Origin of the sequence: Aeromicrobium sp. PE09-221, from assembly GCF_002174305.1 — a bacterium.
In the GTDB taxonomy this organism is placed as follows: Bacteria; Actinomycetota; Actinomycetes; order Propionibacteriales; family Nocardioidaceae; genus Aeromicrobium.
The window spans coordinates 1-21,573 of the sequence record NZ_MIJB01000004.1; the positions used below are offsets into that span (position 1 = coordinate 1).

A 21,573-nucleotide genomic window follows, 5' to 3' on the forward strand; every position below is an offset into this window, starting at 1 on the left:
CAACGCGGCCATGGAGAGCTTCTTCGCGCTGCTTCAGAAGAACGTCCTCAACCGCCGCGCGTGGGCTACCCGCGAGGAGCTCCGGATCGCCGTCGTGACCTGGATCGAGAGGACCTACCACCGACGCCGCAGGCAGGCCGCTCTCGGACGATTGACCCCCATCGAGTTCGAGACCATCATGACCACGCCAGCCACTCAGGCTGCGTGACCCAACCTGTCACCCGTTCGTGCAGCAGTCCCACTTGCTCACGGCGGACTGACGGCGCCCGCTGGGGCGAATCTCGGCACCCTCTGCGGCCAGCGCTCTTCTCACCGCCTGCTGGCTCACGCCGAAGCGCAGCCCGACCTCCATCAGCGTCAGTCCACCCGCATACAACTCAACCGCTTCGGCGAGGTGGCACTCATCGAGACCGCGCCGGCGGATCGGGACCGAGCGGCGGACAAGGTGCGCCGCCGCGGTGCGCCGATGAATGCTGTACCGCTCGCCCAGCTCCACGAGTGTCGCGCCCGACTCATACGAAGCCACCAGCTCGTCCACCTGTGCCGGGCTCAGAAAGGTTTGAGTCATCCCAACTGCACGCACCATCCGGCCCCGCTCGTCCACTACAGACGGCTCCAGCGGCCTCCGGTCCCGCCGGTAAGTGCCCCGCGACCGGCGAGAAGCCACGGTATTAAAGGCCGGGCAGGGGTTCTCGAACTCTCTACGGAGGTCCACAATTGAAGACTTACCAGAACACCTGGCATCGACAGAAGTCGGTGTCGGGCGAGGGGCGGCGAAGGCCTCGGCGAGCTGATCGTCACCCTGATGTGCATCCGGCCCGGTGAACGGGCCGGATGCCCGTTCTGAGCAGGAGACGAGACGGCCTCTGAGGTGAGAGGTGAGCTCGCCGGACAGCTTTCAGTCTTCGTGCGAGGGCTCACTCCCACACGATGAAGGCATCATGTCGATAGTAGAAGTCCAACGCGTCTAAGAGTTGGTCAATGGACGAGGACGTACTCGAATCCGAGCGCAGCCGCCGCTGCCGGGATGTCTGAATCCTCTTCCACATCATCGAATGCACGGCGTGGACTCGCGTAGAGTGCGTGACCCCATGGGAAACGCCCTGGATCGCGCAGCACCTCGCCGAGTGAGGACTGAGTCAGACTGGCCACACATCGAAGCATTGCACTCCGGATGCTCCAACCACCGCGTGGGCGGCACTGTGCGCGGAGCAGGTGTGCCCCGGCCCTGCGTCGCTCAGGCCAACTGTCGCGAGGCCTCTTCACCCCTGAGCGTCCTGGCGCAGCCGCGACGCGACGCCGAGGGACAGTACCGCGGCCACGACCATGTACAGCGCGATCGCCCATGAGCCGCCGAACATATCCAACAGCTCGAGGTAGATCATGGGGACGAACGCCGAACCGGCCAGCGTGCCGAGCCCGAGCGCGAGGGACATGCCCGTGTAACGGACGTGCACGTCGAAGGCCGAGGCATAGAGGATGCCCAGCGTGCCGTACGTGGCGCAGAATCCGACTGTGGCGAGGAGATAGCCCAGGAAGGCCAGCACGAGACTCCCCGAATCGATCAGCCAGAAGGCAGGGAACGCCGTCACACCAACCACCACCGATCCGATGCAGAACACCGTGCGCGCGCTGACGCGGTCAGCCAGGGCTCCCGCCAGTGGCAGTCCCGCCAGCGCGACGACCGAACACAGCGTGGCGATCGTCAGCATCTCACCGCGGCTGTGACCGATGTACTCCGTGCCGTAGGTGAGGCTGAACGTGAACAGCATGTAGAAGACCGCACCGACCACGGCGAAGCTCAAGGCGGCGAGGACGACGTGCAGCGAGTGCGTCCGGAGTGTCTCCACGATCGGAACACGCGCCTCGCGCCCCTCAGCCTGCATCTCCCTGAACGCCGGCGTCTCGGAGATCTTGAGGCGGATGACCAAACCGATCAGGACGAGGACGGCGCTCGCCAGGAAGGGCAGTCGCCAGCCCCACGACGAGAACGCCTCGTCGGTGAGTTGGTTGAGCCCGAGGTAGGCGAGGGTAGCCAAGCTCAGGCCGGACGCCAGTCCGATCTGGGGAATGCTGGCGTACAGACCGCGGCGCTCTGCAGGGGCGTGCTCGGCGACGATCAGCACGGCTCCGCCCCACTCGCCGCCGAGGGCGAAACCCTGGATGAAGCGCAGCGTCATCAGGATGAGAGGCGCGGCGACACCGATCGACTCATAGGTGGGGAGCGCACCGATAGCGAAGGTGGCGGCGCCCATCGTGACGAGCGAGCTCACCAGCATCGTCTTGCGACCGATGCGGTCCCCGAAGTGGCCGAAGACGATCGATCCGAGCGGACGCCCTATGTAACCGACGGCGATACCGCCGAAGGACAGGATCGTCCCGACAAGCGGGTCGAACTGGGGGAAGAACAGCGCGTTGAAGACCAGTGCGGCGGCCGTCGTGTACGCGAAGAAATCGAACCACTCGACCGTGGTTCCGATGAGACTCGATGTAGCGATCGTCCTGATACCCGGCTCGGCCGTGGAATCTTCGCTCTGACGAGGGCTGGGCTGGGTGGTCGACGTCATGGATCTCCTCGAGGTGGGATGTATGACCGTGGTCACAGCCGAGCGTCGCAGCGGCGCGCGTGCCGAGCCATGTGTCACCGGTCCACAAACGGGACGGGCGCGATGGTCGTACGGAGGGGGTCGGGTACCGCTGTCATGCATCCGGGCATCCCACCGATCCGTCGCCCGCGCGTGGTCGACAGTGATGTCGATCGCCCTTCGCGCCTCATCCCCTGTGCGGGCAGCACGGGTACACGTGCCCGATTGCGGCCACCTGCCCATGGTGAGTGATCGGTACGGTTGCCTAGCGTCATGGATGTGAGGTGGCACACGCCGACCTCGGGCCGCATCCGCGGCCACCTGCGAACGACCCAGGAGTACCCATGACCCTTCACGTGGGCATCGACGTCGGCGGCACCTTCACCGACGCAGTGGCCCTGTCCGACGGACGCGCCTTCCGTGCCAAGGCATTCTCGACCAAGGACGTGACGACGGGCATCCTCGCCGCGCTCGACGTCCTACGCGAGCGCATCGGCCGGACGCAGGACGACTTCATCGCCTCCATCGACCGGTTCGTGCTCGGCAACACGATCGTGACCAATGCCGTCGACGAGCAGAAGTACGCCCCCGTGGCCCTGCTGACCACGACGGGCTTCCGGGACACCCTGCGCATCGCACGGTCGGCCCGCACCGACGAACGCGATCCCCACGCCATGGGTCCGCCGCAGGAAGTGGTGGAGCGTCGCCGGATCCTCGAGGTCGACGAACGCGTCGACGCCCGTGGGACGGTACTCGTGCCACTAGCGCAGGAGCAGATCAAACTCGCGGTCGACGAGGCGATCGCCACCGGAGCCGAGGCGATCGCCGTATGCCTGCTGTGGTCGTTCCGCAACCCGGCCCACGAGGAGGCGATCGGCCGCTACCTCGACGCCAACCACCCCGACCTCCCGTACACGCTGTCGAGCAGCCTGACACCGGTCTACCGGGAGTACGAGCGCATGGTGACGACAGCGCTCGACGCCGCGGTCAAGCCCCTCGTCGCCACCCACTTCCACGAGCTCGCCGCGCGGCTCGCAGAGGCCGGACTACGCACCCCGGTGCAGATCATGCAGGTCCACGGGGGGTTCCTCTCCGTCGAGGAGACGTCGAAGGCACCGATCTCGATGTTCAACTCCGGACCCGTCGGCGGCGTGACGGGGGCGCGTCTGCTCGGCGAGCAGCTCGGCCGGACCCGCGTTCTGACCGCGGACATGGGCGGGACGAGCCTCGATGCCGCCGCGATCATGGAGGGTGAGTTCCGGGTACTCCCCCGAGCCGAGGTGGGCGGTTTGCCGACGAGCCTGACCGCCGTGGACATCGAGACCATCGGTGCCGGTGGCGGCAGCCTGGCCTGGGTGGACGGACGCGGTTTGATGCGCGTCGGGCCGCACAGCGCCGGCTCCACGCCCGGTCCCGCCTGTTACGGCGCGGGTGGAGAACGCCCCGCAGTCACCGACGCCGCGCTGGCGCTCGGGCTCATCAACCCCGACTACTACCTCGGGGGGACCGTCTCCCTCTACCCCGACATCGCCAGGGAGGCCCTCCGCGCGCATGTCGCGGAGCCGCTCGGCATCGACGTCGAGGAGGCGGCCCAGGGTGTCTACCGGCTGGCGACGTCCCAGATGTCCAACGCCCTGCGCAAGATCACCGTCAACCGCGGCCACGACCCTCGCGAGTTCACCCTGGTCGGCTTCGGTGGAGCCTGTGGGCTGTTCGCCGCGGCCATCGCACGCGAGGCCGGCGTACGGGAGGTCGTCATCCCGCGCAATGCCGCCGTCTTCTCCGCCTACGGCCTGATGCACGCCGACTCGGTGTACTCCGCCGTCCGCACCAGCCCATGGACCATGAGCGACGCCGCTAGCGCCCTCGAGGTCGAGTTCGCTCAGCTCGAGGCCCGGGCAAACGAGTGGTTCGAGGCCGAGGGCATCGCGCCGTCGCATCGCGAGCTCCACCGCGAGGCGGACATGAAGTTCGTCGGCCAGATCTTCGAGGTGACCACGTCGTTGCCCCCCGGCCCGTTCACCGAGGAGGACAAGGCCGAGCTGCGCCGACGCTTCATCCGGGACTACGAGGAGGAGTTCGGCTCGGGGACGGCATGGACCGAGACCGAGGTGCTGCTGGTCAACACACGGGTCCGGGCAGTCGGCCGCAGCGAGATCCAGGACGTGCAGACCATCATCGCCGAGGATCGTGCGGACCGGGGGAGCCACCGCCGGGAGGTGGTCGAGCCGTATGGGACGCGAGTAGAGGTCGACGTCCACCGTGACTTCGCGCAGATCGGCCGTGCCGAGGGCCCGTGCCTTCTCGAGGAGCCCGACACCACCATCTACGTCCCGTCCGGCGCCGTCGTCGAACTGACCCCGCAGGGGCACTTCGCCCTACGCCTCGACGCCGCCCTCTGAGACCAGGAGCCCACTATGACCAGTACCCACCAGCTGCCTGCCGGTGTCGACCCCGTCCGTCTCGAGGTCATCCGGATGCGCCTCGACTCCATCGTGGAGGAGATGGGGATCGCGATGATCCGATCCTCAGGGTCGCCCGTCATCACCGAGGCAGGCGACTTCAACACCGCGCTCTTCGATCCCGAGGGCAAGATCTATGCCTACTCCGACTACGTCCAGTTCCACATCGGCTCGGGCAGCGTGGCCGTCGAGGAGCTCGTCAAGGCGATCGAGGGCGAGCCGCTGCACCCAGGTGATGCCTTCATCAGCAACGATCCCCACACATCCGGGGCGAGCCATCCACCGGACACCAACATCATCTCGCCGATCTTTCACGGCGAGGAGCTCATCGGGTGGGCCCAGTCGCAGGCACACCTCGTCGACGTCGGTGGCATGACGCCCGGTGGGTTCGCCCCGGGCGCGTACGACTGCTACAGCGAGGCGCTGCGGCTGCCACCGGGAGTCAAGATCTTCGACCGCGGCGAGCCGGTCGAATGGGTTCGACGTCTCGTCCTCAACAACGTCCGCGTGCCGGCGCTGTTCTGGAACGACGTCCGCTCGCTCATCGCCAGCAACACGACCGGCATCCGCCGCCTGCTCGACACGATCGAGGAGTTCGGCATCGAGGACTTCCGCGAGTACACGCGGCTGAGCTTCGAGCTCGCGGAGAACGTCGTCCGTTCGCGTATCACGGCCATCCCAGACGGCACCTACCGCGCCGAGGAGTGGACCGAGCACAACGGACACGTCGACGACCTGTTCAAGGTGGCCTGCACGATGACGAAGGCGGCCGGGCAGATCACCTTCGATTTCTCCGGCTCCAGCGACCAGACCGACGGCTTCGTCAACTGCAGCTACGGCGCCCTCGTCGGCAGCGTGGCGTCGGCAGTCGTGCCGATCCTCGCCTGGGACGTGCCCTTTAACGAGGGCGTCATGACGGCCTTCGACGTCCAGGCGCCGTCGGGCTCCATCGTCAACCCCGTCCCCCCGGCGCCGATCAGCAACGGACATCTGACGACCGGTGCACGGGTCAGCCGGGTGGTCACCAAGCTGCTCAACGAGGCGTGCGGACGCAGCGACGACGAACAGGTGCGCTCGCGGGCCCAGGGCGTGTGGGCCGACTCGTGGACCGGTGGCATCTCGGCCGGCACGAGCGACGAGGGCGAGTACTTCGTGCTGTTCAACATGGACGGCGGCGGCATGGGCGCCGGCGCGCAACCGAATCGCGACGGGCTCGACTGCGCCGGGATGATGACGCAGGTCAACAACCTGCTCCCGGACGTCGAGATGAACGAGATGCTCTACCCGGTCCTGTACCTGTGGAAGCAGCTCAATGTCGAGAGCGCGGGCCACGGTGCGCACCGTGGCGGGCTCGGGCTGCAGTTCGCCTGGACCCTGCACGGCGCGCAACAGGTGGTGCAGACGGTCTTCGCGCCCAGCGCGTCAGTCGTCGCCGACGGCTACGCCGGTGGCCTGCCAGGCGGCGGGAGCGGGCACCGGGTGTTGCGCTCGACGAACGTCCAGAGGCTCATGGGCAGCGGATCGTCACCCCGTGCGGACCGGCTCGCCAGCGAGGCCGAGGAGCTTCTCGAGGTGAACCAACAGTCCGTGCCGATCGCTGTCGGCGACGTGTTCGAGCAGTGGATCGCCGGCGGTGGCGGCTACGGCGATCCACTGCTGCGTGATCCGGAGGCCGTCCGCGCCGACGTGTCCGACGGATACGTATCCGCGGAGGTCGCGGAGAACGTCTACGGTGTCGCCCTCGACGGCGATCCCCGGAGCGGTGTCGCGGTGAACCTGAAGGCGACACGGGAGCTTCGACGCACCCTGCGAGCGGAGCGCGTGAAGGGTGGCGACGGCTTGCTGGACGTCCCGGACCCCGCCAGAGCCACCGCTGCTAGCCCTGGTCCCGGTACCGCCGACGCTTCGCGGCCACGGCGTGACGCCTCCGGCTGGTTCTGCCCGGCCTCCGGTGCTCGACTGGGCACCGCGGATTCCTGGGAGGCCGCCGCCCACCGGGTGGTCCGGCCGGCCGCCGAGCGACTCGCGGAGTTCGGCGTGCGCGCCCGCACTCGAGACGACGACTCCGCGGAGGTCCTGCTCGAGGAGCTGTACAGTCCGGCGTGCGGGACCCTGCTCGCCGCGCGGATCGTCGTCGGACAGGAGGGAGGCTCGGATGCGTGAACTCGACGATCTGCTGGACGCGCTGCGCGACCAAGGAACCGGACCGGGCGCCTTGGACGGGGTCGTCGTCCTGGACATCACCCGTGTGGTCGCCGGACCGTTCTGCTCCATGGTCCTGGCCGACCTGGGCGCGACGGTCGTGAAGATCGAGCATCCAGATGACCCGGACTACACGCGCGAGTTCCCACCGCACCTCGATGTCCCCGACGGCGAGGATCCGGTGAGTGGGTTCTTCGCGCAGTACAACCGCAACAAGCTCGGCCTCACGCTCAATCTGGGCCACGAGGAAGGCCGACGGGTGTTGAAGTCGCTGGCGGCTCGCGCCGACGTCCTGGTCGAGAACTTCCGCGCCGGCACGATGGACAAGCTGGGGATCGGCTGGGACGTGCTGCGCGAGGTGAATCCACGCCTGGTCTACACGGCGTTGTCCGGGTACGGCCAGACCGGGCCCTACCGCCGCCGGCCCGCCTACGACAACAGCGCCCAGGCCACAGGGGGACTGTGGTCGATGAACGGCGAGCAGGGCCGGCCCCCGGTCCGTGTCGGCACCATCATCGGCGACCTCTCGGCCAGCCTGTACGGCGTCATCGGGACCCTCGCGGCGCTCCGACACGCCGAGGCCTCCGGGCGGGGGCAGTTGGTGGATATCTCCCAGCAGGACTCGGTGCTCAGCCTCACCGAGAACGCGGTGGTCTCGTACACCGTAGACGGCAAGGTACCGGAGCCGATGGGCAATCAGCATCCGTTCGTCCGTCCCTACGAGCTCTTCCCGTGCCGCGACGGCTACGTCTTCTTCGGCGGGTACACAGACAAGTTCTGGCGGATCAGCTGTGAGCTGTTCGGCACGCCCGAGGTCGTCGAGAACGAGTCGATCGACACGATGGCCAAACGTTTCGTCCCGGAGGTCTACGAGTCCATAGTGCGACCCATCGTGAACAGCTGGTTCGAACACCGCACGAAGGCCGAACTCGAGGAACTCGCCGACGACCTCGTGCCTCTGAGCGCGGTGAAGGACATCGCCGAGGCCGTGGCCGACCCGCAGATCGCCGCCCGGGAGATGGTGGTCGATGTCGACTATCCCGGCCACGGACCACTGCGAATGTTCGGCAACCCCGTCCGGTTGAGCGCCACCCCCGCGCGACCGGTCGCCCGGGCACCGCGCCTGAGCGAGCACACGACCGAGATCCTCAGCCGGATCGCCGGGCTCGACCAGGAGACGATCGACAAGCTTCGCGCCGACGGGACGATCCGATGAGTGAGTGCCAGCGAGCGGCCGGCGGGCTCATCGTCGCGTCACCGGCGTACTGCTCGTCTTTGCCTGCGGGGATGGCGCGATGAGCGGCGGCATACGGCTTGACCGTGACGGTGGCGTCGCGGTCATCACGATCGATCGTCCTGGCAAGCTCAACGCGCTTACCCTCGCCATGTACGACGAGCTGGCCGCCGCATTCGAGGAGGTACGAACCGACGCGGCCGTCGGTGCCGCGGTGCTGACCGGACGCGGGGACCGTGCGTTCTGCGTCGGGGCGGACCTCACCGAGTCGATCCCCGCCCTGGCCGAGGGCCGCTTCGACATCTCCCGCTGGGATGGGGCGCACCAGAAACACACCAGGCTCCACAAACCGGTGATCGCGGCGGTCAACGGGATGTGCCTTGGGGGTGGGTTCGAGATCATGCTGTCGACGGACCTGCGTCTCGCCTCCGAGCACGCGACCTTCGGTCTGCCTGAGCCCTCGGTGGGTGTGGTGCCCGCAGGCGGCACGCTGGCCAGGCTGACCCGACAGGTGCCCTACGCCTGGGCCATGGAGCTACTGCTCACCGGTGACCCGATCGACGCCTCGACAGCGGCACAGCGCGGACTGCTGAATCGGGTGGTCCCGCATGGTGAGCTCCTCGACCAGGCGCTGCGCTGGGCACACAGGCTCCTGGAGCACAGCGGCACCGCGTTGGAGGTGATCAAATCCTCGGTCCTGCACCTGGGCGACATGCCCTTGGAGGCTGCGTTCCACGCGGAGGCGCTCTACGGACAGAAGGCCTTCGACAGTGAGGACTCCCGCGAGGGTCTGGCAGCGTTCGCCGAACGACGCCGCCCCGTTTTCCCGAGCCGCCGCCCAGCCGAAGCAGATTCCTCGGCCTCGGGGCGCGAAGGGTGAGAATATGTTCATGACCACCGAGCCCGCCAGCGCCCACGCCGCAGGCGACGGGCAGCTCTCGGTCGACGCGGTCCTGACGTTGCTGCAGGCGGCAGCCGCCGACCGTCCCGCCGACGACCTCGACCAGGTGTTACGGCAGGAAGGACTGGATGGCGGACGGCGCGAGGAGATCGTCCGCGTGGTCCGCCGGATCCAGGGTTCGTACGCCCATCTGCAGCGCAGGACTCAGGAGCTGGCCGCTCTGTTCTCCACCGCTCGCGAGCTGGTCCAGTTGCACGATGTGGACACCGTCCTGCAACGGCTTGTCGAACGCGCCCACGATCTCATCGGCACCGACGTCACCTACCTCTCGGAGACGACGGACGCCTCCGGCGGGATGGCGGTCCGGCACTCGGTCGGCACCGTCTCGGAGCCGTTCCGCAACTTGTTCGTCCCCGCCGGGAAGGGTCTGGCGAGCAAGGTCGTCGAGGCTCGCGCGCCCGTGTGGGTCTCGCGCTATGTGGACATGAGTGAGGCGCCGAGGGACCCCGGGATCGACGCGGCGGTGGCCGCGGAAGGTCTCGTCTCCTTCCTCGGCGTGCCGCTCGTCGTCGGTGACGAGGTGTTGGGCGCGTTGTTCGCGTGCAACCGTTTCAGCCACGACTTCACACCGGACCAGATCATCTTGCTGTCGGCTTTCGCCGATCACGCGGCCTCCGTCCTCAACTCCGCCCGCCTACTGCGACGCAGCCACGAGGCGGCCGAGCGTGCCGAACAGGCGTACGCCGAACTGGAAGATCACGTCGCCAGCGTCGAACGCGCCTCGGTGGTGCACGAGCGACTCACGTCGGTCGTGGTCTCCGGTGGAGGGATCGCCGACGTCGCTGCCGCGCTCGCCGGGGCGCTCGAACGACCGGTGGTGGTCCTCGATGCCCGTCTCCGGCACTTGGCCGGGCACCCGGCGGAACGACCGGCGACGCCCATCGGTCCCTCTCTGGGCGACGCGATCGCTCGCAGCCGGCGTACCGGACGGTGCGTTGACCTCGACGACACCGGCGCGTGGACCGTCGTGGCGCTGACGGGCACGGAGTCCTTGCTGGGAGCGATCGCCGCATCCGCCGGAGCTGAGACCTTCGGTCCGGTGGAACGCAGGATGCTCGAGCGTGCTGCGCACATCGCCTCGCTGTTGTCGCTCCAGCGTGATGCCGTCGAGGCAGCGGCCGCGGAGCGACACTCCCGGGTGTTGAGTGCGCTCTTGGACGGAAGCGACCCGCATGCAGCCGATCCCACCGGGGAGCTACGGACACTCGCCGGTGAGATCGGGTCGGCGGCCGTCGTGCAGGTGCCGGACGGTGAGTCGGCCACGCTTCTGCACCACGTCGTCGACCTCGTGGGGCAGGACGGCATCTTCACCTTCCGTGGGCGACACCTCGTCGTCGCCTGGGTAGGGGAGGACCCGCACGCTCGCACCGAGACTCTGCGCGAGTCACTGGAGGCACTGCTCAGGCGGCCGGTGGTGGCGGTGACAGCGCCCGCTCCGACATCACCGAGTGATCTGGCCAGGGCCGTCGCGACAGCGCAGAACGCCCTTTCGGTCCTACCGTCCCTGGACGTGAGTGGTGTGACGGTGAGCGCCGATGCCTACGCCCCCTACGTGGGGTTGTTCTCCGACGAGCCCGGCGCGGCCGCCCGATTCGTCGACGCGATGCTCGGACCGGTCATCGACTGGGACAGCCGTCGGCACACCGACCTGGTCCGGACGCTCGCGGCGTACTTCGCGCACGGTGAGAGCGGCAGTGCGGCGGCACGCGTGCTGCACGTGCACAAGAACACCGTCCAGCAACGACTCGAACGCGTGGTGACGCTCACGGACGGCCGATGGTCGGACGCCGAATTCCGCTTCCGTCTGCACGCGGCCGTCCGGCTGCACGGACTGCGGGGCTCCGCCGTCCGGGAGCCTTGACCGGGGTGCGTCCGGCCCATGGCAGCCGGATCAGACATGTGGATCCGACATATACCGCACGGTCCGCATGCTGAATAGCGTCGTGGCTAATCCCGCCCACGTCGGGCGCGAGACCCACGCGAAAGGACCGACCTCTATGATCAACAGCCGAGTACCCGGCTTCCGCAACCTCACTACCGGCGAGCGCCGCGACACCATCGCTGCACAGCCGGCTATCGGGCCCGAGGCACTGACGGTACTCGACCCGGACGCCGGGCTCACCCTCGAGCAGGCCGATCACATGGTCGAGAATGCGGTCGGTGTGATGGGGATCCCGGTCGGGATTGCCACGAACTTCACGGTCAACGGTCGCGACCTCTTCGTCCCGATGGCCACGGAGGAGCCCTCGGTCATCGCGGCAGCCAGCAATGTGGCGCGCATGGCGAGGGGCAACGGTGGGTTCACCACCTCGCGCAGCACCCCGCTCATGCAGGCACAGGTCCAGCTGCTCGATGTCGTGGACCCACAGGCCGCACGGCTCCGCCTGCTGGAGGCGGGCCCCGAAATCGTTGAGCTCGCCAACGCGCAGGACCCGCGCTTGGTCGAGATCGGGGGTGGCGTGCGGGAGGTACTCGTCCGACTTGTTCCCAGCTCACGTCAGACCTATGTCGTGCTTCACCTCGTCGTCGACGTCCGCGATGCGATGGGCGCCAACGCCGTCAACACGATGGCGGAGGCCGTCGCGCCCCGGGTCGCAGAGATCGCGGGCGGTCGCAGCCTGCTGCGCATCCTCACCAACAAGGCCGACTTGCGGCTGACGCGCGTCAGGGCCGTCTTCGACGCGGGGCAGCTCGGGGGCGCGCAGGTCGTCGACGACATGGTCGACGCCGCCGAGCTGGCCGTGGTCGATCCGTACCGGGCGGCGACGCACAACAAGGGCATCATGAACGGGATCACGGCCGTGGTCCTCGCGACGGGCAACGACACCCGTGCGGTCGAGGCGGGCGCACACTCGCACGCCGTCGGGCCGGACGGACGCTACACCTCGATGTCGCACTTCGAGAAGGACCGCGACGGCAACCTCGTCGGGACGATGGAGCTGCCCATGCCCGTCGGACTGGTCGGCGGTGCGACACGGGTGCACCCCGTCGCCCAGGCGAACGTCGCTCTGCTCGGCGTGCAGAGCGCGGCGGAGTTGGCCGATGTCATCATGGCCGTCGGGCTCGCGCAGAACACCGGTGCGCTGAGGGCGCTGGCCTCGGAGGGTATCCAGCGTGGTCACATGTCGCTGCATGCGCGCAATGTCGCCGTGACGGCGGGCGCCACGGTCGACGAGATCGACTCGGTGGTCGCCCGGATGATTGCGGATCGTGCCGTGCGCGTTGAGGCAGCGGAGGCCTTCCTCGCTGAGCTACGCTCCGGTGCCGGGCAGTGACCGCGTCCAGACCGGCCGTCTACCCCGAGGCTGACCTCCCATCAGCGGTGACTGTGTATGAAGTCGGCCCGCGCGATGGTCTACAGGCCGAGTCCGAGGTCGTGCCGACACATCGCAAGATCCACTTCATCCGTGAACTCCGGGCAGCCGGTCTGGGGATCGTGGAGGCTACGAGCTTCGTGTCCCCCAGGTGGGTGCCCCAGCTGGCCGACGCCCGTGACGTGCTGTGCGGGCTCGACGAGCTGGATCGGCACCCCGTGCTCGTGCCGAACCATCGAGGCTTGGAGCTGGCGATCGACGCTGGCGCGACGAGCATCGCCGTGTTCGTGAGTGCGACGCAGGAGTTCGCCCGTCGGAACCTGAACGCGACGCGAGAGCTCGCACTGCAGCGTGCCACCGAGGTCGTCGAGGAGGCGGTGGCACGCTCCATGCGCGTCCGGGGTTACGTGTCGATGTGCTTCGGCGACCCCTGGGAGGGACGGGTCGACGTCACCGCGGTGGCTGAGGTTTCCCGCGCTCTCGTCGACGCCGGCTGTGCCCAGGTGAGCCTGGGCGATACGATCGGGGTGGGAACTGCGGGTCACGTGACGAGCCTCGTGCGCGCTCATGAGCGCGTGGGCGTGGGGATCGACCGTCTCGCCCTGCACTTCCACGACACCTATGGTCAAGCCCTAGCGAATGTCTACGCGGGCCTGCGCGCTGGCATCACGTGTTTCGACAGCAGCGCCGGTGGAATCGGCGGTTGCCCCTTCGCTGGCAGCGCGACCGGCAACCTCGCCACGGAGGATCTGCTGTGGATGCTCGAGGGTCTGGGCATCGAGACCGGGGTGGACCTCGACGCCGTCGTGCGCGCCGGACGATCCATGACGGACCTGCTCGGTCGGCCGAGTTCTCGGGTCGGGACGGCGCTCGGGTCAGTCGCCTCCTGAGCGCTGGTTGCTCTCTTCCATCATCTGGACTCAAGCCTCGCTGAGGTTTGTGATGATGAGACCGGACGCCGCCGGCATCTCCTGGCTCACGGTTCGTCGACGAAATCTTCGTACACGCCGAGTAGACCTATCTCCTGCGGAACTGCCGGAGGCGAACATCGGTCTCGCCCGGGAGATCGACAGCGTCAGTGCCGAGGCCGGGGGCGCCGGGAATAGGCTGTCGATGCGAGACCGCTCTCGCCCGTCGACCCCCAGGAGGACCCATGGCCCTGCCCGATATCCTGCGCCGCCCGCTGACGCTCCCGGTCGTCGCCTCCCCGATGTTCATCGCCTCGGGGCCCGAGCTCGTGAGCGCTCAGTGCCGGGCCGGTGTGATCGGGGCGTTCCCCGCGCTCAACGCCCGCCCGGCCAGCTTGCTGGACGAGTGGCTGCACCAGATCAGCGAGTCGAATGCGAAGTTCTCCGCCGCGCACCCTGAGCGGCCTGCCGCGCCCTTCGCCGTCAACCAGATCGTCCACCGCTCCAACAACCGCCTCGACGAGGACATGGCGACGATCGTCGAGCACGAGGTGCCGATCGTCATCACCTCGCTCGGCGCGCGCGAAGAGGTCAATGAGGCCGTCCACTCCTATGGCGGCATCGTGCTGCACGACATCATCAACGATCGCTTCGCTCGGAAGGCGATCGAGAAGGGTGCCGACGGCGTGATCGCCGTGGCCGCCGGCGCCGGTGGCCACGCCGGGACTCAGTCGCCCTTCGCCCTCGTTCAAGAGATCCGCTCCTGGTTCGACGGCCCGCTTCTGCTCTCCGGAGCGATAGCCCACGGCCGCTCCGTCCTCGCGGCCCTCGCCGCGGGCGCTGACTTCGCCTACGTCGGCTCGGCCTTCCTCGCCACCCTCGAGGCCAATGTCGTCGACGACTACAAACAGATGATCGTCGAGTCCAGCGCCGCGGACATCGTCTATTCGAACCTGTTCACCGGCGTGCACGGGAACTATCTGCGCGGCAGCATCACCGCCGCCGGACTCGATCCCGACGATCTCGCGACCTCCGATCCCTCGGCGATGAGCTTCGGCTCGGGCGACAGCTCCTCGTCATCCAAGGCGTGGCGCGACATCTGGGGCTCAGGCCAGGGCATCGGCAGCGTCGACACCGTCGTGAGCGTCGACGAACTGGTGAGCCGGCTGGCCCGCGAATACTCCGATGCGCGCGAGGCCCTCGACGCCCGCCTCCGCGCCCTCACCCCCTGACCCGAATCCGCGTGGAGAACGCGTTGAGTGTGACACTCAGCGCGTTCTCCACGCATTCGACCGCTCCTCGGCTTGCGTCGGGGCAGGGCTCTGCCAGAGTGGGAGTGCATAAGTTGTGAACAACTTTCGCGCCCCGCGGCCGGCCACCCCGCCGCCGGCGTGAGCGGCAGTTCCCGGGCCCCTACCCGCTGGGACCTGCCACCACTGGAGAGGAGACACCATGCCCACCCCGCGCTACACGATTCCCGGACTCACCCTCGCCGAAGGCGAGAAGGTCGCCGCGATCCTGCAGGATCGCCTGAACGCGCTCAATGACCTCGCGCTCACCCTCAAACACGTCCACTGGAATGTGGTCGGGCCCCACTTCATCGCCGTGCACGAGATGATCGACCCTCATGTCGTGGAGGTCCGCGATGCGGTCGACGAGACCGCCGAGCGCATCGCCACCCTGGGCGTCGCCCCCAAGGGCACCCCGTCGGCCATCGTCGAAGGACGGACATGGAACGACTACTCCCTGGGCCGCGCCACCACCAATGAGCACCTGGGAGCCCTCGACGAGGTCTACATCGGGATCATCGAAGGTCACCGCAAGGCCCAGGCCGCAGTGGCCGATATCGACCCGATGACCGAGGACATGATCATCGCGCAGACTCAACAGCTCGAGCTGTTCCACTGGTTCATCCGTGCCCACTTGGAGAACTCGGGCGGCCAGCTGTCGACCGCCGACGCCACCACCGAGGAAGCTGCGGCGGCGGCCGCTTCCGACGGCGCCAAGGAAGGGTGATGCTATGAACCATCAGCATCTGGACACGCTGCGCACGGCGCTCACCACGAGCCGGGACCAGCTCACCGCCGAATTGGCGTCGTTGCAGCAGCTGTCCGTGGTCGCCTCGACCGAGGGCCGCGACCTGGTCGACGAGGTCGATCGCGCGTCCGCGGCGGAGTCGATGGCCGAGAACAACAGCCGCGCCGAGCAGATCCAGCTGCTGCTGGAGAACACCGACCGTGCCCTGGAGCTCATGAGCACCGAGGGCTACGGCCAGTGCCGGGACTGCAGCGAGAGCATCCCGATCGAGCGACTCCAGGCGCTTCCCCGGGCGACTCGCTGCGTTCCCTGCGCGACCCGCCTCGCCGCCTGATGCGCATCGCGGGACCTCTCCGGGGCCACGACCTCCGCCCGAAGGTCGTGGCCCCGGCGGTCCCCGAAACATCGCTCGGCGCCCGTGTCGGCCCTCGTGCTTCCGCGGTCGGCATCCGCGAGCGGACGCCTCCGATAGGACGACGAAGAGCCCGGGACGAACAGTGTTCGTCCCGGGCTCTTCGTCATCGCGGGTGACCCGCGACCCCTCAGGCCGCGGCCTCCCTGGCCGAACGTCCCGCCAGCATCTCCTCGCGCTCTCGCACGGTCATGCCGCCCCAGACGCCATAGGGCTCGCGGACTGACAACGCGTGCTGCAGGCAGGCGTCCACCACCGGGCATCGCGCGCAGTAGGACTTCGCGACCGCCTCCCGGGCGTCGCGCTTGGCTCCCCTCTCGCGCTCGGGCGAGAAGAACTGCTCGACATCCACATCTCGGCATGCGCCCTCGTACTGCCAGTCGTAGGACTCCTGGATCGGCATCGGGAGTCGAGTCAGGTTCGCCATGGGGAGCTCCTTGGTACGTCTCGGGTGCGGAGAATGAGCGTGCTGTGAAGAAGTTGTTCAAAACCTACTCATACCTGAACACATTCGCAAATCACTTCTTCACGCGCCATCCCCGTATGGCCGCGAAAGCCGACCCATGAATACTGACTTAACAGCAAAAAAGACCAGTCCATGATGTGGGATGGCGACCTGGATTGCCGCAGTCACCACGAGTCAAAACTTGTTCACTCCGCCGACGAAACCGCTCAATCCGTCGCTCGGGCGAACTCCACGGCCCTGTCGAGGAGCGACGCCGCAGCGGCCTCGTCGTAGTCGGACAGGCTGCTGTCGGCGAAGAGGTGATCGCTGCCCGGATACAGGAACAGCTCCGCCTCCCGAGCCTGACCGACCAGCTCGCGCGCCGCCTCGAGATCGGCCCTGATGAACTCGGGATCGTTGTTCATCGCATGGATCTGCACCGGGACATCCTCGGGCCACCGGTCACCGAACTCCGTGACCGGAGCGCAGGCGCATATCAGCAACGCACCACGCGCTCCGGGTCGCGTCTGGGCAAGCAGCTGCGCCGGCAGAACGCCGAGAGAGAAGCCGGCATAGACCAGTTCCCCGGGCAGTTCCTGGACGGCGGCGACCCCTCGGGCGATCACCTCGGCGAAGCCGGTCTGCTGGACATAGGTCGAGCCGGCATCGAGCGAATCGAAGCACCGCCCCTCGAAGAGATCCGGCACGTGCACCAGGTGGCCCGCTTCTCGAAGGCTCTCGGCGAAGGACTCGATACCGGGAGTCAGTCCCTGGACGTGGTGGAAGACGACGAGCTCGGCCATGTCTTCACGGTAGGGCCGCCCGGCGCGTGCCGCAGATCACCCGCCCGCCGCGGCCGGCGCTGCGTCGCCCATCTCATCGATGGTCCGTCGGGCCGCTTCGAGGAAACGGCCCACCACCGCGATCTCCTCATCGCTAAAATCGACCATCATCTCCATCATCGCCTCCGCGAGCGGGAGGAACATGGAGCGCGCCTCGGCTCCGGCGGATGCCGTCATGGTGACGTTGACCCGACGGCGGTCATCGACGGCGTGCACCCGATCGACATGCCCCGCTCGCTCGAGACGATCGAGCAGCGTCGTCGTCGCGGAGGGGCTGAGTGACAACGCTCGCGCGATCTCCGAAGGGCTCATGGCGGTCCCTTCCGCCTCTTCGAGCGCATGCAGGGCCTGCAGATCTGAGCGGTGCAAGCCCCTGGCCGACCCCTCGCGATCGATGAATCGCAGTGCCGCGGCGGACAGGCCCTGTACTCCTCGCACGACCTCGTAGCGGGCCTGGGCGGACGCGTCATTGTGCGGATTCACGGTCAGCAGTCTACTCTTTCTATCGTGGAACATTTCGACCAGCGAAATAAAACCTTCCCCCTGGCCCACCTCGTGGGCCGGAGACGTTCGCTCACGGTGCTACTCATCGGGCTCATCACCGCCGGTGCCATCATGGCATTCGCACCGGATCCGACCACAGGATCCGAGGCCGGGTCCAATCTCCCGGACGATGCCGAGTCGGCGCTAGCCGAGGAAGCCCTCGCGCAGCTCCCCGATGCCGGAGACGCCCCTGCCTTCGTGGTCTACTCCAGCGACGACCCGCTGAGCGAGCAGGACCTGTCCGCGATCGTCGAGCGCGGCGACGATCTCGAGCGTGAGCTGGACGTCGAGGTCAGCCCGCCGATCCCCTCCTCCGATGGCACCGTCGCCCTGCAGGCCGTCCCCGTCCCCACCGGACTGTCATCGGCCGATAACGACGCCATCGTCGCGACCATCCGAGACACGGCGTCGACCGATCTCCCCGAAGGAGTCACCGCACAGGTGACCGGCGCCCCCGCGGTCTTCGCCGATCTCGGCGCGGTCTTCGAGGGTGCCGATACGCGCCTGCTCATCGCCACGGCCTCGGTGGTCGCCGCACTCTTGATCATCACCTACCGCAGCCCGTGGCTCTGGATCGTTCCGCTCTCCGTCATCGGCATCGGGGACCGAGTGGCCGCCAAGGTCGTCGACAGCTTCTCCGCGTGGTTCGACTTTCCCGTCGACGGCTCGACCACGGGCATCACCTCGGTGCTCGTGTTCGGGGCGGGAACCAACTACGCGCTGTTGTTGATCGCGCGCTATCGCGAGGAGCTCAGGCGTCACGAGGCCCGGCACGAGGCGATGCGTCACGCGGTGGGGGCCGCCTCGCCCGCGATCCTCTCGAGCTCGGGCACCGTGGTCCTCGGACTCCTCGCGCTCCTCGTAGCGGACTCGCCCTTCGTGAGCCGTATCGGCATGTCCGGCGCCATCGGCATCGTCGTGGCGGTCCTCTTCGCCCTCGTCGTGCTGCCCGCCGCGATGACGCTCCCCGGCCGGTGGCTGTTCTGGCCCTTCGTTCCCCGCCACGGTGACGACGACCCGAGCCGCCAGGGTTGGTGGTACCGGGTCGGACGAACGGTCACGGCCAGACCCTGGCCCGTGCTCGTGGTCTCGCTGACCCTCCTTATCGCCATGGCCGCGGGCGTCCTGTCACTGCGCACAGGACTCGGACAGGATGAACAGTTCCTCGACACCCCGGAGTCGATCACGGCACAGAAGACGCTCAGCGCCGCCTTCCCCGCCGGCACCTCCTCACCCACCCGGATCGCCACCAGCGAGGACACGGTGGATGCCGTCGTATCCGCCGCGCAGGCGACCCCCGGCGTCGAGAGCGCTACCGCCGGCCAGAGCACGGACGAGGTCACCGAGGTGACCGTCATCATCGAGGCAGAACCGGAATCGGATGAAGCCATCGACGACATCCGCGCCCTCCGTAGCGCCGTCCACGATGCCGACCCCGATGCGCTCGTCGGCGGACCGGACGCGCAGGCATTGGACGAGCGCACCGCCGCGAGCCACGACCGTGTCCTCATCATCCCCATCGTGCTCGTCATCGTGCTCGCGATGCTGCTGATCGTGTTGCGCTCGATCGTCGCCGCAGTGCTCCTCAGTGTCTCGACCGTCCTGTCTTATCTGTCCGCCCTCGGCGTCGGATGGTGGCTCTTCGACGGTGTCATCGGATGGTCGGCGACAGATGTCTCGACACCGTTGCTGGCCTTCATCTTCCTGGTCGCCCTCGGTGTGGACTACAACATCTTCCTGACGGTCCGGGCCCGCGAGGAGATGCGCGCGACGGGCGACGCCACCGGCTCCATCGTCACGGCCCTGGCCGTCACCGGCGGCGTCATCACGAGTGCCGGAATCCTGCTCGCCGCGGTCTTCACCGTGCTGGGTGTGCTCCCCCTCGTGCTGCTGGCGCAGCTGGGCGTGATCGTCAGCCTCGGCGTGCTGCTGGACACCGTCGTCGTCCGCAGCATCGTCACCCCGGCACTCGTCCGACTGTGCGGCCGGCACTTCTGGTGGCCGAGCGCCCTCTCACGGCCCCGGCACGCGCGCTGACCGGGGAGCGCTGCTCTTTCGCCGCGTCCCAGGCGGTGGGACAGGCACCTCTCGCCACGGTGAGACGTGTCGGCCACCGCTCACGCGACGACGGGGTGGACCGTGACCCAGCGGGTCCGCTGTCGCCCGACCGCGGAGGTGACTACGATCACAGGGAGACCCGCACCACCACGCGGGTCACCGCGATATCGCACCATCCCCGCGATAGCGCACCGGAACGGACGAACGGAGAACCCCATGACCGTGTCAGCCTTCGGCCACCGTCACGAGCAGGTCGTCTTCTGCCAGGACGAGCCCAGCGGGCTCAAGGCGATCATCGCCATCTACTCGACCGCGCTGGGCCCCGCACTCGGCGGCACGCGCTTCTACCCCTATGCCACCGAGCAGGAGGCGATCGCAGATGTCCTGAATCTCAGTCGGGGCATGGCGTACAAGAACGCCCTCGCCGGCCTGGATCTCGGCGGCGGCAAAGCGGTGATCATCGGAGACCCCCGTCAGGTCAAGTCCGAGGCGCTGCTGCGCGCGTACGGACGGTTCGTCGAGACCCTGCACGGGCGCTACTACACCGCCTGCGATGTCGGCACCTTCAGTACCGATATGGATGTCATCGCCCGCGAATGCCAGTACGTCACCGGTCGCACCGTCCAGCACGGCGGCGCCGGTGACTCCTCGGTGCTCACCGCGTACGGCGTCTACCAGGGCATGCGCGCCAGTGCGCAGCATGTCTGGGGCGATACCCGCCTGGCTGGCCGCACGATCGGCGTCACGGGCGTCGGCAAGGTCGGACGCCACCTCGTCCGTCATCTGATCGAGGAGGACGCCCGCGTCGTGGTGACCGACGTCGATGCCCAGGCGATCGAGGCCCTGCGCGACACCTATCCCGTCGAGGTGGCCGCCTCCGATGCGGCCGTCATCGCCAGCGAACTCGACATCTACGCGCCCTGCGCGCTCGGTGGCGCGCTGGATGACGACACGGTCGGTGCGCTCACCGCCTCTATCGTCTGCGGAGCCGCCAACAACCAGCTGGCCCACGAGGGCGTCGAGAAGCTGCTCGCGGAACGCGGCATCACCTACGCCCCCGACTACTGTGTCAACGCCGGCGGAGTGATCCAGGTCGCCGATGAACTCGAGGGATTCGACTTCGACCGCGCGAAATCGCGCGCGAGCATGATCTTCGACACCACGACGGCGGTGCTCGATCAAGCCTCCCGCGAGAGCATCGCGCCGTCGGTCGCCGCCGACCGGCTGGCCGAGGAGCGCATGGCGCAGATCGGCCGGCTGGCTCAGATCAGAGTGTGAGGACGGCGGGTCCGCGGTATCACGACGCTGCGGGACCCTCGAACTTGTCGGCTAAGTCCGCATACTGGTCGGGAATCGGATCGCCCGACTCGCCGTGGAGCTCGCGTTGCAGGTTCTCCAAGTCCGGCTCGAAGGTACGGTACTTGAGATCGCGTGCAACCTTTGTCTGCTTGGCTTTTGCACGGCCGCGGCCCATAAGGCTCGACCCCCTCGCACAGGAATAGTCAATAAATCGTGACTCCACCCTAGCCAATGTCGACAAGAAATGCCGCACCGGGTCGCTCTCAGTGCG

General features: G+C 67.9%; 19 protein-coding genes and 1 pseudogene. 13 read left to right on the forward strand and 7 right to left on the reverse strand.

All coding sequences use genetic code 11. The features are described from left to right. On the forward strand, positions 1-208 hold a 208-nt coding region (locus BHE97_RS02455), incomplete at its 5' end, for an IS3 family transposase (RefSeq protein ID WP_140399934.1). Between the two features lie 9 nt (positions 209-217). On the opposite strand, the gene BHE97_RS02460 is transcribed toward BHE97_RS02455, so the two are convergent. The 3 genes from BHE97_RS02460 to BHE97_RS02465 form a co-directional block, all read right to left on the reverse strand. After that, positions 218-568, reverse strand: coding sequence for a helix-turn-helix domain-containing protein (locus tag BHE97_RS02460; RefSeq protein ID WP_236757495.1), 351 nt, complete (start codon positions 566-568; stop codon positions 218-220). Between the two features lie 410 nt (positions 569-978). Continuing rightward, on the reverse strand, positions 979-1,152 hold the full coding sequence (locus BHE97_RS19985; RefSeq protein ID WP_170931211.1) for a hypothetical protein: 174 nt from the start codon (positions 1,150-1,152) through the stop codon (positions 979-981). A 110-nt stretch (positions 1,153-1,262) separates the two neighbouring features. Further along, positions 1,263-2,567 (reverse strand): MFS transporter, encoded by a 1,305-nt coding sequence (locus BHE97_RS02465; protein WP_170931212.1) that lies wholly within the window; start codon positions 2,565-2,567, stop codon positions 1,263-1,265. A 362-nt stretch (positions 2,568-2,929) separates the two neighbouring features. Here BHE97_RS02465 and BHE97_RS02470 point away from each other — a divergent pair, with 362 nt between their 5' ends. The 10 genes from BHE97_RS02470 to BHE97_RS02515 all read left to right on the forward strand — a co-directional run bounded on the left by BHE97_RS02470 (position 2,930) and on the right by BHE97_RS02515 (position 16,037). Further along, complete coding sequence (locus BHE97_RS02470; protein ID WP_087622440.1) at positions 2,930-4,987, forward strand: hydantoinase/oxoprolinase family protein; 2,058 nt, start codon at positions 2,930-2,932, stop codon at positions 4,985-4,987. 15 nt (positions 4,988-5,002) lie between these two features. Continuing rightward, positions 5,003-7,210 carry a hydantoinase B/oxoprolinase family protein gene (locus BHE97_RS02475; protein WP_087622441.1) on the forward strand — a complete coding sequence of 736 codons (2,208 nt, stop codon included), beginning with the start codon at positions 5,003-5,005 and terminating at the stop codon, positions 7,208-7,210. Next, a complete protein-coding gene (locus BHE97_RS02480; protein WP_087622442.1) occupies positions 7,203-8,465 on the forward strand; it encodes a CoA transferase in 1,263 nt (420 codons plus the stop codon). Before BHE97_RS02475 ends, BHE97_RS02480 begins: the two co-directional genes overlap by 8 nt. 79 nt (positions 8,466-8,544) lie before the next feature. Further along, positions 8,545-9,363: an enoyl-CoA hydratase-related protein gene (locus tag BHE97_RS02485; RefSeq protein ID WP_087622443.1), complete on the forward strand. Its 819-nt coding sequence runs from the start codon at positions 8,545-8,547 to the stop codon at positions 9,361-9,363. A 10-nt stretch (positions 9,364-9,373) separates the two neighbouring features. Further along, positions 9,374-11,305, forward strand: a complete 1,932-nt coding sequence (locus tag BHE97_RS02490) for a helix-turn-helix domain-containing protein (protein ID WP_170931213.1) — start codon at positions 9,374-9,376, stop codon at positions 11,303-11,305. A 136-nt stretch (positions 11,306-11,441) separates the two neighbouring features. Further along, entirely contained in the window at positions 11,442-12,719 is a 1,278-nt protein-coding gene (locus BHE97_RS02495; RefSeq protein WP_087622445.1) for a hydroxymethylglutaryl-CoA reductase, degradative, read from the forward strand. A gap of 47 nt (positions 12,720-12,766) precedes the next feature. After that, positions 12,767-13,648 carry a hydroxymethylglutaryl-CoA lyase gene (locus tag BHE97_RS02500; protein WP_236757496.1) on the forward strand — a complete coding sequence of 294 codons (882 nt, stop codon included), beginning with the start codon at positions 12,767-12,769 and terminating at the stop codon, positions 13,646-13,648. A 263-nt stretch (positions 13,649-13,911) separates the two neighbouring features. Further along, positions 13,912-14,898, forward strand: coding sequence for a nitronate monooxygenase family protein (locus BHE97_RS02505; RefSeq protein WP_087622447.1), 987 nt, complete (start codon positions 13,912-13,914; stop codon positions 14,896-14,898). A gap of 220 nt (positions 14,899-15,118) precedes the next feature. Further along, entirely contained in the window at positions 15,119-15,682 is a 564-nt protein-coding gene (locus tag BHE97_RS02510) for a DNA starvation/stationary phase protection protein (RefSeq protein ID WP_087622448.1), read from the forward strand. A 4-nt stretch (positions 15,683-15,686) separates the two neighbouring features. Next, positions 15,687-16,037 carry a TraR/DksA C4-type zinc finger protein gene (locus tag BHE97_RS02515; protein WP_087622449.1) on the forward strand — a complete coding sequence of 117 codons (351 nt, stop codon included), beginning with the start codon at positions 15,687-15,689 and terminating at the stop codon, positions 16,035-16,037. A 208-nt stretch (positions 16,038-16,245) separates the two neighbouring features. Here the strand turns inward: BHE97_RS02515 and BHE97_RS02520 are convergent, their stop codons facing one another. From BHE97_RS02520 to BHE97_RS02530, 3 genes and pseudogenes are all read right to left on the reverse strand, one after another. Next, the gene (locus BHE97_RS02520) at positions 16,246-16,542 is read right to left on the reverse strand and encodes a WhiB family transcriptional regulator (RefSeq protein WP_087622450.1); all 297 of its coding nucleotides are present in this window, start codon (positions 16,540-16,542) and stop codon (positions 16,246-16,248) included. 245 nt (positions 16,543-16,787) lie between these two features. Then, positions 16,788-17,372 (reverse strand): annotated as a pseudogene (locus BHE97_RS02525) (dienelactone hydrolase family protein); the annotation flags it as partial. A 27-nt stretch (positions 17,373-17,399) separates the two neighbouring features. Next, on the reverse strand, positions 17,400-17,885 hold the full coding sequence (locus BHE97_RS02530; protein WP_170931215.1) for a MarR family transcriptional regulator: 486 nt from the start codon (positions 17,883-17,885) through the stop codon (positions 17,400-17,402). Between the two features lie 24 nt (positions 17,886-17,909). Between BHE97_RS02530 and BHE97_RS02535 the strand changes: the two genes are divergently transcribed. Together BHE97_RS02535 and BHE97_RS02540 are read left to right on the forward strand one after the other, a co-directional pair. Next, positions 17,910-19,982, forward strand: coding sequence for an MMPL family transporter (locus tag BHE97_RS02535; RefSeq protein WP_140399935.1), 2,073 nt, complete (start codon positions 17,910-17,912; stop codon positions 19,980-19,982). Positions 19,983-20,219: 237 nt separating this feature from the next. Then, entirely contained in the window at positions 20,220-21,281 is a 1,062-nt protein-coding gene (locus BHE97_RS02540) for a Glu/Leu/Phe/Val dehydrogenase dimerization domain-containing protein (RefSeq protein WP_087622454.1), read from the forward strand. Positions 21,282-21,300: 19 nt separating this feature from the next. Here BHE97_RS02540 and BHE97_RS02545 read toward each other — a convergent pair whose 3' ends face one another. Continuing rightward, positions 21,301-21,477: a DUF3073 domain-containing protein gene (locus BHE97_RS02545; protein ID WP_087622455.1), complete on the reverse strand. Its 177-nt coding sequence runs from the start codon at positions 21,475-21,477 to the stop codon at positions 21,301-21,303. Between the last annotated feature and the right edge of the window lie 96 nt (positions 21,478-21,573).

What these genes read in the sequence shown, in the direction of transcription:
- BHE97_RS02460 (WP_236757495.1), bottom strand. Translation starts at nt 568, where the DNA reads ATGACTCAAACCTTTCTGAGCCCGGCACAGGTGGACGAGCTGGTGGCT.
- BHE97_RS02465 (WP_170931212.1), bottom strand. Translation starts at nt 2,567, where the DNA reads ATGACGTCGACCACCCAGCCCAGCCCTCGTCAGAGCGAAGATTCCACG.
- BHE97_RS02470 (WP_087622440.1), top strand. Translation starts at nt 2,930, where the DNA reads ATGACCCTTCACGTGGGCATCGACGTCGGCGGCACCTTCACCGACGCA.
- BHE97_RS02475 (WP_087622441.1), top strand. Translation starts at nt 5,003, where the DNA reads ATGACCAGTACCCACCAGCTGCCTGCCGGTGTCGACCCCGTCCGTCTC.
- BHE97_RS02480 (WP_087622442.1), top strand. Translation starts at nt 7,203, where the DNA reads ATGCGTGAACTCGACGATCTGCTGGACGCGCTGCGCGACCAAGGAACC.
- BHE97_RS02485 (WP_087622443.1), top strand. Translation starts at nt 8,545, where the DNA reads ATGAGCGGCGGCATACGGCTTGACCGTGACGGTGGCGTCGCGGTCATC.
- BHE97_RS02490 (WP_170931213.1), top strand. Translation starts at nt 9,374, where the DNA reads ATGACCACCGAGCCCGCCAGCGCCCACGCCGCAGGCGACGGGCAGCTC.
- BHE97_RS02495 (WP_087622445.1), top strand. Translation starts at nt 11,442, where the DNA reads ATGATCAACAGCCGAGTACCCGGCTTCCGCAACCTCACTACCGGCGAG.
- BHE97_RS02505 (WP_087622447.1), top strand. Translation starts at nt 13,912, where the DNA reads ATGGCCCTGCCCGATATCCTGCGCCGCCCGCTGACGCTCCCGGTCGTC.
- BHE97_RS02510 (WP_087622448.1), top strand. Translation starts at nt 15,119, where the DNA reads ATGCCCACCCCGCGCTACACGATTCCCGGACTCACCCTCGCCGAAGGC.
- BHE97_RS02515 (WP_087622449.1), top strand. Translation starts at nt 15,687, where the DNA reads ATGAACCATCAGCATCTGGACACGCTGCGCACGGCGCTCACCACGAGC.
- BHE97_RS02520 (WP_087622450.1), bottom strand. Translation starts at nt 16,542, where the DNA reads ATGGCGAACCTGACTCGACTCCCGATGCCGATCCAGGAGTCCTACGAC.
- BHE97_RS02540 (WP_087622454.1), top strand. Translation starts at nt 20,220, where the DNA reads ATGACCGTGTCAGCCTTCGGCCACCGTCACGAGCAGGTCGTCTTCTGC.
- BHE97_RS02545 (WP_087622455.1), bottom strand. Translation starts at nt 21,477, where the DNA reads ATGGGCCGCGGCCGTGCAAAAGCCAAGCAGACAAAGGTTGCACGCGAT.